This window comes from Rhizobium sp. 05N49 (assembly GCF_056396805.1).
The window spans coordinates 65,557-79,809 of record NZ_JBFTME010000011.1; the positions used below are offsets into that span (position 1 = coordinate 65,557).

At 62.6% G+C, this 14,253-nt stretch carries 10 protein-coding genes; 7 read left to right on the forward strand and 3 right to left on the reverse strand.

The features are described from left to right. Window positions 1–119: 119 nt before the first annotated feature. The 3 genes from AC1DF8_RS21870 to AC1DF8_RS21880 form a co-directional block, all read right to left on the reverse strand. The gene (locus AC1DF8_RS21870; protein WP_113208004.1) at window positions 120–2,525 is read right to left on the reverse strand and encodes an FdhF/YdeP family oxidoreductase; all 2,406 of its coding nucleotides are present in this window, start codon (window positions 2,523–2,525) and stop codon (window positions 120–122) included. Between the two features lie 621 nt (window positions 2,526–3,146). After that, window positions 3,147–4,175 (reverse strand): Gfo/Idh/MocA family protein, encoded by a 1,029-nt coding sequence (locus AC1DF8_RS21875; protein WP_113208006.1) that lies wholly within the window; start codon window positions 4,173–4,175, stop codon window positions 3,147–3,149. Continuing rightward, on the reverse strand, window positions 4,172–5,158 hold the full coding sequence (locus AC1DF8_RS21880; RefSeq protein WP_478154953.1) for an MDR/zinc-dependent alcohol dehydrogenase-like family protein: 987 nt from the start codon (window positions 5,156–5,158) through the stop codon (window positions 4,172–4,174). Before AC1DF8_RS21880 ends, AC1DF8_RS21875 begins: the two co-directional genes overlap by 4 nt. Window positions 5,159–5,610: 452 nt before the next feature. On the opposite strand from AC1DF8_RS21880, the gene AC1DF8_RS21885 reads away from it, so the two are divergent. Genes AC1DF8_RS21885 through AC1DF8_RS21915 form a run of 7 tightly spaced genes read left to right on the forward strand, consistent with a single transcriptional unit; the run spans window position 5,611 to window position 14,251 of the window. Then, window positions 5,611–6,717, forward strand: coding sequence for an NAD-dependent epimerase/dehydratase family protein (locus AC1DF8_RS21885; protein WP_113208008.1), 1,107 nt, complete (start codon window positions 5,611–5,613; stop codon window positions 6,715–6,717). Beyond that, entirely contained in the window at window positions 6,714–8,750 is a 2,037-nt protein-coding gene (locus AC1DF8_RS21890) for an NAD-dependent epimerase/dehydratase family protein (RefSeq protein WP_113208009.1), read from the forward strand. The genes AC1DF8_RS21885 and AC1DF8_RS21890 overlap by 4 nt, the downstream gene beginning before the upstream one ends. Before the next feature lie 14 nt (window positions 8,751–8,764). After that, entirely contained in the window at window positions 8,765–9,862 is a 1,098-nt protein-coding gene (locus tag AC1DF8_RS21895; RefSeq protein ID WP_478154955.1) for a glycosyltransferase family 4 protein, read from the forward strand. 3 nt (window positions 9,863–9,865) lie between these two features. Continuing rightward, window positions 9,866–10,996, forward strand: a complete 1,131-nt coding sequence (locus tag AC1DF8_RS21900) for a CgeB family protein (protein WP_478154957.1) — start codon at window positions 9,866–9,868, stop codon at window positions 10,994–10,996. Continuing rightward, window positions 10,993–12,084: a CgeB family protein gene (locus AC1DF8_RS21905; protein ID WP_113208012.1), complete on the forward strand. Its 1,092-nt coding sequence runs from the start codon at window positions 10,993–10,995 to the stop codon at window positions 12,082–12,084. The genes AC1DF8_RS21900 and AC1DF8_RS21905 overlap by 4 nt, the downstream gene beginning before the upstream one ends. Beyond that, entirely contained in the window at window positions 12,081–13,208 is a 1,128-nt protein-coding gene (locus AC1DF8_RS21910) for a glycosyltransferase family protein (protein ID WP_113208013.1), read from the forward strand. The genes AC1DF8_RS21905 and AC1DF8_RS21910 overlap by 4 nt, the downstream gene beginning before the upstream one ends. Then, window positions 13,208–14,251 carry a UDP-glucuronic acid decarboxylase family protein gene (locus AC1DF8_RS21915; protein ID WP_113208014.1) on the forward strand — a complete coding sequence of 348 codons (1,044 nt, stop codon included), beginning with the start codon at window positions 13,208–13,210 and terminating at the stop codon, window positions 14,249–14,251. Before AC1DF8_RS21910 ends, AC1DF8_RS21915 begins: the two co-directional genes overlap by 1 nt. The last annotated feature ends 2 nt before the right edge of the window (window positions 14,252–14,253 follow it).

The window sequence follows — 14,253 nt, forward strand, 5'->3', positions numbered from 1 at the left end:
GGGGGTGGCGCCCGATATTGACGTGCTTGCCGCGTCCAGCCGAGCATCGCGCCGGCACAAGCCGCGCCGAGAAGGCAGATTGTCACCAGCAGCCAGCGCCGAGCAACCATTGGCATGGCTCATCTCGTCTGGCGTTGTCCCGCCGAAGCGGTCATCCGAACTGGCAACAGCTTATAGGACGGGGTCTTGGCCTTGGGATCGTGATGGTCCAGCGGAAACAGCGGATTGGCTTCCGGATAATAGGCAGCGCAGGAACCGGACGGGATCTGATAGGGAACCAGGGAAAAGCCCTCGACGCGGCGTAGCCGCTTTCCATCGACGGCAGTCGTCAGGTCGACGAGGTCGCCGGCGGCAAAGCCGAGACGCAGCATGTCGGCTTCGTTGACGAAGACCACACGCCGCGTGCCCTTGATGCCCCTGTAGCGGTCGGTAAAGCCGTAAATCGTCGTGTTGAACTGGTCGTTCGATCGCAATGTCAGTAGATTGAACGTCTCCTCGCTACCTGGCGTCACCTCAAGCTCCGGAAAAAGCCGCTGCGGTGTGATGAAGTTTGCCTTGCCGTTCGGCGTCGTCCATTTGCGTTCGCGCGCCGGAACCGATCGTGTGATGCCGCCCGGCTGGAACATCTTCAGATTGAAGTCCTTGAAGGTTTCCGGATAGGTCTGCTCGATTGCATCGCGAATGCGCGCGTAGTCGCCGACCCAGCCATCCCAGTCGACGCTGCCCCTGCGCAGGCTTGCCTTGGCGATGCCCGCAATGATTGCCGGCTCGGACAGGAGGTCGGGGCTTGCCGGCCTGGCACGACCGCGTGAGCCGTGAAAGTGGGCCGTGGAGCTTTCCATCGATACGGCTTGCGGCCCGGACTCCTGTTCATCCACCTCGGTTCGCCCAAGACAGGGCAGGAGATAGGCGACCTCGCCGTGGATCACGTGGCTGCGATTGAGCTTGGTGGCGATCTGGACGGTCAGGCGAAGCTTTCTCCAGCCCGTTTCGACGGCTTCAGTATCGGGGACGGCGCGCAGGAAGTTGCCGCCGAGGCCGATAAAGGCACGTGCCTTGCCCTCGATGATCGCCTTGCAGGTGTCGATCGTCGATCGCCCCTCCGAACGTGGCGGCTCGAACTGATAGAGCTGTGACAGCTTGTCGAGCGGCACGAGCCCTGGCTTTTCGGTGATCCCCACAGTACGTTGGCCCTGAACGTTCGAATGGCCGCGCACAGCACAGATATTGGCGCCGGGCTTGCCGATATTGCCGCGAAGAAGCGCAAGATTGGCGACCATCTGCACATTCTCGACCCCCATGACCTGCTGGGTCAGACCCATGCCGTAGATGATGAGGACGGCCTTGGCATTGGCATAGATCTCTGCAGCCTGCCGCATCTGGGCCTGGCTGAGGCCGGACACATGTTCGAGCGCGCTCCAGTCGTGACGTCGACAGGCTTGGGCGAATTCCTCAAACCCCGCCGTGTGATCGTCGATGAAAACGTGATCGAGAACATGTTTCTTGTCAGCGGCGGCCATCGAGGCGGCGAAGGCGACGTCGGCGGCATTGTCCGGATCCTTGGGAATAGCGTCTGTGCCGCTGATCCGGCTTGTCTTCGATTGCTTCAATGCGTCATCGGCCTCGACGAGAGCCTTGCAGACGCCGAAAAGCGCGGCGACGTCCCCGCCATTGCGCAGCTGATAGTAGTGAGAGGAAATCGGAGTCTTGTGCCCGGTCAACATCTGCGCCGGGTCCTGCGGGTTGATGAAATTTTCCAGCCCCGGTTCTGGCAGCGGGTTGAAGGTGACGATCTTCACGCCCCTTTCGACCGCCTCCTGCAGGTCATGCAGCATTCTTGGCGACGATGTGGCGACGTTCTGGGCAATATAGAAGATACAGTCGCAATTCTGGAAATCGGTGAGATCCGCGGTCCCGACGGTTGCTCCGATGCTCGTCGGCAGGCCGACGGACGTGCTTTCGTGGCACATGTTGGACGAATCGGGCAGGTTGTTGGTGCCGTAAAGCCTTGCCAGCAGCTGGTACATGTAGGCCGTTTCCAGCGAGGCTCGCCCGGACGTATAGAAGTCCACTTCGTCAGGGGAAAGCGCCTGGAGCTCGGCACCGATTTCGGCGAAGGCCGCCTCCCAGGCAACCGGCTCATAGCGATCGGTCTCGGCGTTCCAGCGCATCGGCTGCGTCAGCCGGCCGCGCTCTTCCAGATCATAGTCGCTCCAGGCCTCGAGCTCCCGAAGAGTGGTCGAGGCGAAGAATTTTTGATCGGCGCGCCTGCTCGTCGCCTCCCAGGCGGTGGCCTTGGCGCCGCTTTCGCAAAATTCCAATGCGCGCGGCTTGGCGGGCTTTGCCCAGGCACAGCTTGCGCACATGTAGCCGTCAGGCTTGTTGTGGTGCGACAGCAGCGACATGCCGGAGGTTACGACATGTTCGCGCACAAGAATTTCAGTCAGCGCGCGTGCCGAGCCCCATCCTCCGGCCGTTCGGTCGTGCGGCCCCAAAAGCGGTTCATCGTCCTGGCGTACCGACATGACTTTCTCTCCCTCTGTTGCCGTTCCGGCGCATTCTGTCTCATGCCCGCAGGTGGCGTTTGTGCCACCGCGGGCTGCTTTCTCGTTCACGGGCAAACGGGGCCCGTGGCAGATCGCCGCCGTCATCGCCACCTTCCGCCCGTTTTCAAGGGGGCGGTCTCATGCCGCGTGACCGATGGCGCGATGCCGCACATCTCGCATCTCGACCTGTCCTAACCGGCCAGCCATCGAACTGTTCCGCGCAGCCAAAAAAATATCGGCGCACGATATAAAAGCGGCTCATGTTTTCGCTTCCGGCTGGTCGGGCCGCTCCTGCGGCGCCGCGCTGGCAAGCGCATCCATCTCCATTCGGATCAGAGATAGCGCTCGCTTGCCAATGCCGGGTATCGCCAGGACCTCCCTGTCATCTAGTCTGGCGAGCGTGCTGAAGCGCCTGATCCCGCTTGTCCGCAACGCGCTGACGACCCAGCGGGGCAGGCTGCTTCTTGCGACGCGATCGCTTGGGGCGGCTCTTTTTGTTCCTTTCGAATGAAACTGTTCGGGCATGGGGACCTGGCGTTCTTCAATATTTAACGAAGGGCGGCGCAAGCAGGCCTGTTGGACACTGCGCCGATCTCATCCTCAAGATCCCGCCCCATAGATGCGATCAATGGTTTCGGCGACGCTGACGATGGTCTCGCAATCCTCGTCGAAGCCCTTGTCCGCCGTCAGCTTTCTTGCCCAGGCAAGCGCTGCCCTGCCGCCCCAGTCGTCCGGCGGCGAAACGAGCGTGTGCATGTGCGTGCCGCAATAACGCTCCGCCGTCAGGTCGTAGAAGGACCCGTCGATGTTTCTAAGCCCGCACCCGCCGTTCGTTCCGAAGAATCTTGCTTCGATCACCGCATCACGGCCGGCCTGCAGTCGCCATGAACAGGCAAGCCGCACCGTTGTGCCGTCATCGAGATCGAACGTCGCCGAGGCGAAATCCTCGACCTCCTCCGCCGCCGGCGTCAGCATCTTGCCGTCACGCAGCAGCCGGCTCGAAACATTGGAAACGGCCGGGTCACCAAGGCACCACAGGACAAGATCGATCAAATGGACGCCGAGATCGATAAGGCATCCGCCTCCGGACAGGCGTCTGTCGTAGAACCAGGATTTGTCCGGCCCGTAGGCGTTGTGGAACGTCAGATCGACGGAGAAGATCTTCCCGAGTTCGCCGCTCTCGATGAGCGCACGGATGGCCTGCATGGCGCTTGTGTGGCGATAGGACAAGTCGACGCCGAGCAGCCGGTCGGCCTCTCTTGCGGCCGTCACGACAGCTTGCGCCTCGCCGGCGGTGCGGCCAAGCGGTTTCTGGCAGAAGACCGCCTTCCCGGCTTTAAGGGCACGGATGGATTGGCCGGCGTGGTCGGCACTTGGCGTGGCGATGACAACGCCGTCCAGTTCGTCGGCAAGAAGATCGTCGAGCCCTTCGGCATGGCGTGCCTTGGGACTGAGCGCCATCGCCTCCTCGATCATGCGCGGCGATGGATCGACAATCGTGGTGGCCTCGGCAAGTCCGCTCTGGATCAGAGCCTGCATGCGATTGCGGCCGATCCAGCCCACTCCGACAAAACCGAGCCGCAGCGGCCTGACACGCGTGTCAGCTTGGTGCGAGAGCATCCTGTTCATCGGTAGATCACCAGCGCTTTGAGGAATTCACCTGGCCGGTCTCTCGTATCGTCGAGCGCCTTGTCGAGATTTGCGAGCTGATAAGAATGGGTATAGAGCGGGCGCGGATCGAGCTGGCCTGCCGCAATCGCCTCGATGGCTCGGCGCATGCCCTCCACATAGATTTGGGGATCGCGCTCATGAGCATTGATGACGTCGAGGCCGCGCCAGTTCCACATCTGCATGTTGACTTGGCGCGGGCCGTCCTGGTGATAGCCGGCAACGACGAGGCGCCCGCGCTCCATTGTCAGTTCCCCCGCAAGGTCGAGAGGCCATTGCTTGCCGACCGCTTCGATGACCCGGTCGCAGAAGCGCCCGCTTGTCAGCGAACGAACCTCCTCGATGATGCGCCAATGATCGTCCATGACAATCCCGTGGGTCGCCCCCATGCGCTCGGCGACGTCGAGCGATGCCTGACGTCGCGAAATGGCAATCACCCGCGCTCCGGCATTGACTGCAAGCTGGGTCAAGAGCGCACCCAGGAAGCCGATGCCGACGATGGCAACTGTCTGGCCGGCTCTGATGTCGGCGCGATTGAAAATATTCATCGCGCAGCCAAGCGGTTCTCCGGGAAACGGTTGGCCATCAAGCGAGGCAGGGAGCCGGACGACCATGTCTTCGTCGGCAAGGTCGTGGCTGGCATAGGCGTGGTAGCTGAGCGCAGCTACCCGGTCTCCGACACGGATGTCGCAGACCTCCGGCCCGATCGCGTCGACAAGGCCCCAGCCCTCGTGTCCGAGCCCGCCTGGCTCCGTCGGAAACTGCATCCAGTCGGGTCCAGACCAGGGCGTCAAGTTGGAAGCGCACACGCCACAGCCCTCCAGCCGAATGCGGACCTGGCGCGCCGTCGGCCGGGGCAAGTCGCCTTCGACCAGCTCGATGCGGCCGGGGGCCGTCACGATCGCTGCCGTTAGTACGGATGGTTTTGCTGCGCTCACGTCCATTCGTCTCTCCTGGTTTCAGTCCGGCCGTGCCGGCCGCACGAGCCGGCCGCACGAGCCGAGGTCATCGTCATGCCGAGGCAGCTCGCACTGGCGTAGACCTTTGAAGGGCTGCGGCGTGCTCGTCCCCGATGCTCACGCCCCGAACCGAGAAGTGGTCAAACTGTTCCGGAAGAAGTTGAAGTTCATGAAATAGAAGATGCTCGAGCCCAAGGGGCGGTCCGCGCACGAGTTTCTTATTGCCGCCACGCCTCATGGGCGGACGAACTGTGCGGAGGCAAAAAATCGTCGATTTTGCTCAGCCGGGCCGGTGCCGCCGGTGGTTCGCGGAGCGTTTCCGGCACGCAGGAAGGATTGATGAAGTTATAGATGACAAAGATGTCATTGATGAGGAACATTCGCAGCCAAGCGTTGTTGGGCGCCCTGTCACAGATGAGAAATGTGCAGAGGAAGCCATGACAAGAATACTCGTTACCGGCGGCTGCGGCTTTATCGGCCGGCATGTCACCGAAGAGCTTTTGAAGGCAAACTACGAGGTTCGTATCCTGGATGCCCTGATCGATCAGGTGCATGGGGATGTTGAAACTGACATGCCGCAGGCCGCCGAAATCCTGCGCGGCAATGTCTGCGACCGCGTCGCGGTCGTCGAAGCTCTTGACGATGTCGACGGCGTCATCCACCTGGCCGCGGAAGTCGGCGTTGGTCAGTCCATGTACGAGATCGCCCGATATGTGGGCGGAAACGACCTTGGCACGGCAGTTCTTCTTGAGGCCATGATCGGCAAGCCGATCAGACGGATCGTTGTCGCCTCCTCCATGAGCGTCTATGGCGAAGGCCGGTACCTGACGTCGACGGGCGAGCAGGTCGGCCTGGCCCGTCGCAGGAGCGAGCGTATCAAGGCCGGCTCGTGGAACCTGCGCGGTCCAGACGGCGAGGATCTCGTCCCCGTGGCGACCGACGAGGAAAAGCCCGTCGATCTTGCCTCGATCTATGCATTGACGAAATATGGCCAGGAGCGGCAGGTCCTGATTTTCGGGGAAGCCTATGGCGTCGACGCCGTGGCGCTGCGCCTCTTCAACGTTTTCGGAGCTGGCCAAGCGCTGTCCAATCCCTATACGGGGGTGCTGGCCAACTTTGCCTCCAGGCTCGCCAATCACCAGTCGCCGATGATTTTCGAAGATGGCGAGCAGCGACGCGATTTCGTCCATGTCCGTGACGTGGCTCGTGCTTTTCGGCTCGCCTTCGAGCAGAAGGCCGCTGCCGGCCATGTCATCAATATCGGCAGTGGCAACGCCTATACGATCACCGAGGTGGCGACGCTTCTCGCGGAGGCCATGGGTGTGCCGGAAATTGCCCCCGATATCATGAACAAGGCGCGCTCGGGGGACATCCGCAACTGTTTTGCCGACATCTCCAAGGCGCGCGATCTCCTCGGATTCGAGCCGGAATTTCGCCTTGAACAGGCGCTCGGCCCATTCGTCGAATGGGTCAAGCTCACCGGCGCCATCGACCGTGGCGCGGAGATGAAGCGGCAGCTGGAAGCAAGGGGGCTCGTGTCATGACCGCGCAATCAACCCTTGCGGGGATCCAGCCGAGGCGCTTCGGCTTCGTAGAATGGTTCCGGCCCGGCGAATTTGCACGCACGGAGGAAATCCTGCCCGACATCCTGTCGAGTGGCGCAAGCTTTCTGCGCACGCATCTGTCCTGGGCCGAATACCTGGCGCCCGGGGGCCAGGACTGGTTTGACTGGCTGATCCCGAAGCTTGGCAGGTGCATCGATCTGCTGCCTTGCCTCCATTACACGCCGCCATCCCTGTCGCGCACCGGACGATCCTCCGGCGCACCGATCGACCTGAAGTCATACGCTGACTTCGTCGATCATGTTCTCGATCGGTATGGGCAGCACTTCACCCATGTGGAATTGTGGAACGAGCCCAACAACCTCCTCGACTGGGACTGGCGCGAAGACGGCGATTTCATGCTGTTTTGCCAGATGGTCGGTGGGGCAGCCTACTGGGCCAGGAAACGTGGCTTCAAGCCGGTGTTGGGCGGCCCCTGTCCCTTTGATCCCTACTGGCTGAACCTGATGGGCGAGCGAGGCGTGCTCAACGTCGTCGACGCGGTGGGCTTCCACGGCTTCCCTGGCACATGGGACAGCGAGGAGGGCGCCTGGGGCGGCTGGGACATGCATCTCGGCGAGATGCGAAAGATCGTCGGCCGCTTCAATCCGGCCGCCGAGATCTGGATTACCGAAACCGGCTATTCGACCTGGCGCAACGACGAGATGGAACAGGCGCGCCGATTCATCAAGGCGTTGAGCGTACCCGCCGACCGGATGTACTGGTATTCCTGGCGTGACGTGCCGGCGGACGTGCCGGTTCAGGAAGGGTTATGGTTCGATCCTCGTCACTACCACCTCGGCGCCGTGACCGACGACAACCAGCCAAAGCTCCTGGCCCGCCTTCTGATGGAAGGGGGCGTGGCGCGCCTCGACGAAGTTAGCCGCCTTGCCAGCCCGAACCTTGCAACGGGCGCGGCGCCGATCGTCATTACTGGAGGCAGCGGCTTCATCGGATCGAACCTCGCCGATAGTTTCCTCAAGGACGGCAAGGACGTCGTCATCCTCGATAATCTTTCGAGGCCGGGCGTCGACCAGAACCTTGCCTGGCTGACGGCGCGGCATGGGCGGCGTGTCCATCCGCTGCTCGCCGACATCCGCGATCTGCGCAGCATCGAGGCGGGTTTCACCGATGCCGAAGCGGTCTTCCACTTCGCCGCCCAGACCGCCGTCACCACCAGCATCGAGCGACCGCTCGACGATTTCGAAACCAATGCGCGTGGCACGATCAACGTGCTGGAGGCGGTCCGCAAGGCCGGCCGCCAAGCGCCCGTCATCTTCGCCAGCACCAACAAGGTCTATGGAGCGCTCGATGATCTGAAAATGCTGGAGCGAGACCGTTGCTACGCCCCCGCCGTCGACGCGATAAGGCTGCGCGGCATTGGCGAGGATCGGCCTCTCGACTTCTGCACCCCGTACGGCTGCTCCAAAGGCGTCGCCGATCAATATATGCTCGATTATCTCAAATCCTTCACCATCCCGACGGCCGTGCTGCGGATGAGCTGCATCTATGGACCGCGCCAGTTCGGCACGGAAGACCAGGGCTGGGTCGCCCATTTCCTCATCCGCGCGCTCAGCGGCGCGCCAATCTCGATCTATGGGGACGGCAGACAGGTCCGTGACATCCTCTTCGTCGACGACGCCGTCGCGGCCTATCGCGCCGTTCTCGACAATATCGACCGCGTCAGCGGGCAGGCCTTCAACCTGGGAGGCGGCCCCGGCAATGCCGTCAGTCTCCTGGACGTGCTGCAGGCAATTGAAACGCTGACCGGGCAGCGGCTCGAAACCTCCTTCGGCGATTGGCGTGCCGGTGACCAGCTTTATTTCGTTGCCGACACCAGGAAGCTCGAAACCAATGTCGGCTGGCGAGCCCGCATGGGCTGGAAAGACGGATTGCGAGCCCTCGGCAATTGGCTTGTCGACAACCGTTTCGAAGGTCAGGCTCTGATGGGTGAACGGCGCAAGGTGTCGGCATGAGGCAGGCCCTAGACATGGCTGCCCCGCCTCGCATCATGATGACCGTCGACGCGGTCGGAGGCGTCTGGCGCTACGCCATGGATCTCGCCGCGGGATTGCGCAGCGAAGGAATCGCCACCTGTTTCGTTGGACTTGGCCCGCCTCCCTCCCGACAGGAGAAAGCCGAGGCAATGGCAATCGGCGAAATAGACTGGCTCGACGAACCGCTCGACTGGATGGTTCAGGACGAGGGCGCCCTTAGGAAGGTACCACATGCGATCGCAGCGCTCGCCAAACGAAGGCAGGTTGACCTCCTGCATCTTAACCTGCCCTCGCAGGCGGCAGAGCTTGACATCGACATGCCGGTTGTCGCCGTCTCCCATTCCTGTGTCGTTACCTGGTTTGCGGCTGTGCGCCAAGCTGCGGTCCCCGACGGCTGGCGCTGGCAGCAGTCGCTGAACGCCCGCGGATTCGAACGGGCCGCGGCCGTGGTGGCGCCAAGCCATAGCCATGCCGCGATGCTGCGCGCGGCCTATGGCCCGATCCCGCATCTGACGGTGACCTACAATGCAAGTGGTGTCAGAGCCGCCGCCGAACCCAAGGAAGACTTTGCTTTTGCGGCCGGACGCTGGTGGGACGAGGGCAAGAATGCTGCCGTCCTTGACGCCGCCGCCGCGCAGATGACCTGGCCGCTCCTGACCGTCGGAGCCGATCATGGACCGGACGGGCAGGGCATGACGATGTCCAAGACACGCCACCTCGGCATCCTTCCGCACGCCGAAGCGATGACGCTGATGCGTCGCGCGGCCATCTTCGTCTCGCCGTCGCTCTACGAGCCTTTCGGGCTTGCCGCCCTGGAGGCGGCGCGCTCCGGCGCTGGCCTCGTCCTCGCCGACATCGCGACCTATCGGGAACTCTGGGACGGCGCGGCGGTTTTTGCCAATCCGCATCGTCCAGTGGCCTTCGCCGACGCGGTCAATCATCTGGCAAGCGATGTCGTCTCGCGCCAGGCGCTTGCGGACAAGGCGCGGCTTCGCTCCAAACGCTTTTCGCTACAGGCGCAGGCAGCCTCCATGGCACGCGTCTATGCCAGCCTTCTCGAACATGGGCGCAAGATCAAGTTAGCGGAGTAGATCATGAAATTCGTCTTTTATACGCAGTCGCTCCTGTCCGATTGGAACCACGGCAACGCGCATTTCCTGCGTGGCCTCATGCGCGACCTCGTTCGCCGCGGCCACGACGCGCTGGCGCTCGAGCCGGAAGACTCATGGAGCCGGCGAAATCTCGTCGCCGACCAGGGCAAAGCTGCGATCGCGGGTTTTGCCGAAGCCTTTCCGGGCCTGCGCGCGCAGATCTACATGGATAGTTTCGACCATGAGGCAGCACTCGGAGATGCCGATGTGGTTATCGTCCACGAGTGGACGGATCCCGCGCTCGTAGCATGGCTCGGCAGGGCACGCGCCAATGGTGCCCGTTTCACGCTGCTCTTTCACGACACCCATCATCGCGCCGTATCGGCGCAAACCGATATTTCCGGCCTCTCGCTCGATGGCTATGACGGCGTTCTCGCCTTCGGCGAGACGCTGCGGCAGCGTTACCTCAAAGCCGGCTGGGCCAAGTCAGTGTTCACTTTCCACGAGGCGGCTGACGACGCCTTGTTCCGGCCGATGCCGAAGGTCGAAAAAACCGGCGATCTCATCTGGATCGGCAATTGGGGCGACGATGAGCGCTCCGAGGAAATCCTCGAGTATCTCGTGCGCCCTGCCAAAAGCCTTGGCCTTCGCACAAGCGTGCGTGGAGTTCGCTATCCTGCCGAGGCGCTGTCTGCGCTCAAAGATGCGGGCATTGCCTATGGCGGCTGGATCGCCAATGCTGACGCGCCGCTTGCTTTCGCCCGCAACCGGGTCACCGTTCATATTCCGCGCAGGCCCTATGTCAGCCACCTGCCGGGCATCCCGACCATCCGCGTCTTCGAGGCGCTTGCCTGCGGCATCCCCTTGATCTCGGCACCGTGGGATGATGCCGAAGGCTTGTTCAGGCCCGGCAGGGACTACCTCCTGGCCGAGGATGGATCGGCCATGCGCCGTCATCTTGGGGAGGTGCTTTCAAATCCTGAGCTTTCGGCCGAGCTCGCCGAGAGCGGGCTTCAGACGATCCAGGCGCGTCACACATGCCGTCACCGCATCGATGAACTCTTGGCCATCCTGGCCACCGTCGGCAGCCGCTCCGTCCTCGACCAGCTCGCATCGAAGGAGGCCGCACAATGAAGATCGCTTTTTACGGGTCAAGCCTCCTATCGGCCTATTGGAATGGCGCGGCTACCTATTACCGCGGTCTGCTGCGGGCGCTTGCCGAGCGCGGCTACGATATCACCTTCTATGAGCCCGACGTCTACGAGCGCCAGAAGAACAGGGATATCGATCCCCCACGCTGGTGCAAGGTGGTCGTCTACGAGGCAACGGCCGATGACCTGCGGGCGGTCGCGGTCAAGGCGGGCGAAGCCGAGATCGTTGTCAAGGCAAGCGGCGTCGGTTTCGAGGACGATCGCCTGATGGAGGAGGTGCTTCGTCATGCGCGGCCCGAGGCCCTGAAAATCTTCTGGGATGTCGATGCACCGGCAACGCTGTCGGAGTTGCGCAACATCCCCGGCCATGCCGTGCGCCTTGCGCTCCAGAAGCTCGACCTTGTCCTGACCTATGGTGGTGGCGACCCTGTGGTTCAGGCCTATCGTGAGTTCGGCGCACGCGCGTGCATCCCGATCTATAACGCTCTCGATCCCGACACCCATCATCCGGTGGCACCGGATGAGCATTTCAGCGCCGATCTCGGCTTCCTCGGCAACCGGCTTCCCGACCGTGAGGCGCGCGTCGAGCATTTTTTCCTCGAGCCCGCCGCACGCCTTCCGCAGGCCCGCTTCCTCCTTGGTGGCTCCGGATGGCAGGACAAGCCCATGACCGGCAATGTCAGGCGGGTGGGACACGTTGCCACCCGCGACCACAACGCCTTCAACGTCACGCCCAAGGCCGTTCTTAATATCTCTCGGGAAAGCATGGCCCGGAACGGCTTTTCACCGGCCACCCGCGTCTTTGAGGCGGCCGGCGCGGGGGCCTGTCTCGTCACCGACCACTGGGAAGGTATCGAACTCTTTCTCAAGCCGAACGAGGAGGTTCTTGTCGCGCGTGATGCACAGGACGTCATCGATCTCATGGCGGATCTGACGCCGCAACGGGCGGCGGCGATCGGTAAAAGAGCCATGGCGCGCGTCCTTGCCGACCACACCTACGCGCAGCGCGCCGAAATCGTCGATGCGCTCTTCCGTCAAAAGCTGCGGCGCCACGGGGAGGCAGCAGCATGAGGGACCCTCTCAATCTCGTGGTCTTCGGCCTGTCACTGTCCTCGTCCTGGGGCAATGGCCACGCCACGACCTTCCGGGCACTTGTGCGGGGGCTGGCCGCATCGGGCCATAATGTCCTTTTTCTGGAAAGAGACGTGCCATGGTACGCGGGCCATCGCGATCTGCCCTCACCGGACTTCTGCACGCTTGCCTACTATGACACGATCGATGCCGTCCTTGCGACCCACGGCGCCCGCTTGAAGGAGGCCGATGCGGTAATCGTCGGTTCCTACGTCCCGGATGGGTGCGAGCTGATCGATCGGCTGGCGCATCTTGCACCCAGGCATCTGTGTTTCTACGACATCGACACGCCGGTGACGCTTGCCGCTCTCGAACGCGGCGAGGAACCCTATCTCGCCAGGCGGCAGATCCCGCTCTTCGACATTTATTTCTCGTTTTCGGGCGGTGCGGTTCTCGACATCTTGGAGCATCGCTTCCAGGCCAGGAAGGCGGCGGCGCTCTACTGCTCCGTCGATGCCGAGCGATACGTCAATACGCGCGAGCCCTTGCGGTGGGATCTTGGCTATCTTGGAACCTATAGTGCCGACCGCCAGCCGACGCTTGAAAGACTGTTGCTCGAACCGGCACGACGCCTGCCCGACCTGCGCTTCGTCGTCGCCGGGCCCCAATATCCCGGCGAAATCGAATGGCCCGAAAACGTCGAGCGGATCGACCATTTGCCGCCGCGCGAACACGCCAGCTTCTATAGCCGGCAGCGTTTCACGCTGAATGTGACGCGTGCCGACATGATCGCGGCAGGCTGGTCGCCAAGCGTGCGTCTCTTCGAGGCAGCCGCCTGCTCGGCGCCGATCATCAGCGACGAGTGGCGCGGTCTTGACGAACTCCTGCCGGACGGGCAGGCGCTGGTCATTGCCCGCACGAGCGAGGATGTCGTTGCCGTGCTGACCCGCATGGACGACGCGACGCGCCGGATGATCGCAGAGGCGGCGCGAAGCGAAGTGCTCGCCAGCCACACCGGCCTCGCGCGCGCCCGACAAATGGCAGAGGCACTTGCCGCACTCGAGCAGACGCCATCCGCAACAATGACCCTTGATCCGCAGATTGACAGCGTAAGGAGATCGTAATGCTGCAGAAGAGCCGAAACGGCAAAGGAAGAAGCGTTCTTGTTGCCGGCGGTGCCGGCTTTGTCGGCTCGCATCTTTGCGATGCCTTGCTTTCGCGTGGGGACCGTGTGCTCTGCGTCGACAGTTTCATCACCGGATCCGTCACCAACGTTCAACCGCTCGCCAATCACCCCCAGTTCCGTCTCATCGAGGCGGATATCTGCGATCTACGCAGCATCGACGAGCCGCTCGACCAGATCTACAACCTGGCTTGCGCGGCCTCGCCTCCGCAATATCAAGCCGACCCGGTCCACACCATGATGACCTGCGTGGCCGGAACGGGAAACCTTCTGGCACTTGCCGAATATCATAACGCATCGTTTCTTCAGGCATCCACGAGCGAGGTCTATGGTGATCCCGCCGAACATCCGCAGCGCGAGGATTACCGTGGCAATGTCAGCTGCACCGGGCCACGCGCATGCTACGACGAAGGAAAGCGCGCCGCCGAGGCACTATGCTTCGATCTTGTCCGCGCCGGACGCGTCGATGCACGCGTCGCCCGCATCTTCAATACCTATGGACCGCGCATGCAGCCTCATGACGGCCGCATCATCTCCAATCTGCTGGTGCAGGCGATCACCGGCAAACCTCTGACGATCTACGGCAGTGGTCAGCAAACCCGCTCCTTTTGCTTCGTCAGCGATCTCGTGGCAGGTCTCATGGCCTTGATGAATGTCACTCCCAACCCGCAAGGGCCCGTCAATCTCGGCAATCCGGGAGAATTCACCATCAACCAGCTCGCCGAAATGGTTCACGCAATGGTCCCCACCGCGGCCAGGATCGCCTATCACCCCTTGCCGCAGGACGATCCGCAGCGCCGTCGGCCGGACATCTCCAAGGCGAAGGATCTCCTTGGCTGGGAGCCGCGGGTCCCTCTTGCCGAGGGCCTGCGCCAGACCGCCGCCTGGTTCATCGCAACGCTTGGCACGCAACCCGTCTCCGGCAAGAGGCGAGCGCCGCCGTCGGCACGAGCACGGCGCTCGAACGTCTCGATCGGGGTCTAGGA

Bases quoted from the DNA above. Each gene is read 5' to 3' on its own strand.
- AC1DF8_RS21870 (WP_113208004.1), bottom strand. From the start codon at position 2,525: ATGTCGGTACGCCAGGACGATGAACCGCTTTTGGGGCCGCACGACCGA.
- AC1DF8_RS21875 (WP_113208006.1), bottom strand. From the start codon at position 4,175: ATGAACAGGATGCTCTCGCACCAAGCTGACACGCGTGTCAGGCCGCTG.
- AC1DF8_RS21880 (WP_478154953.1), bottom strand. From the start codon at position 5,158: ATGGACGTGAGCGCAGCAAAACCATCCGTACTAACGGCAGCGATCGTG.
- AC1DF8_RS21885 (WP_113208008.1), top strand. From the start codon at position 5,611: ATGACAAGAATACTCGTTACCGGCGGCTGCGGCTTTATCGGCCGGCAT.
- AC1DF8_RS21890 (WP_113208009.1), top strand. From the start codon at position 6,714: ATGACCGCGCAATCAACCCTTGCGGGGATCCAGCCGAGGCGCTTCGGC.
- AC1DF8_RS21895 (WP_478154955.1), top strand. From the start codon at position 8,765: ATGGCTGCCCCGCCTCGCATCATGATGACCGTCGACGCGGTCGGAGGC.
- AC1DF8_RS21900 (WP_478154957.1), top strand. From the start codon at position 9,866: ATGAAATTCGTCTTTTATACGCAGTCGCTCCTGTCCGATTGGAACCAC.
- AC1DF8_RS21905 (WP_113208012.1), top strand. From the start codon at position 10,993: ATGAAGATCGCTTTTTACGGGTCAAGCCTCCTATCGGCCTATTGGAAT.
- AC1DF8_RS21910 (WP_113208013.1), top strand. From the start codon at position 12,081: ATGAGGGACCCTCTCAATCTCGTGGTCTTCGGCCTGTCACTGTCCTCG.
- AC1DF8_RS21915 (WP_113208014.1), top strand. From the start codon at position 13,208: ATGCTGCAGAAGAGCCGAAACGGCAAAGGAAGAAGCGTTCTTGTTGCC.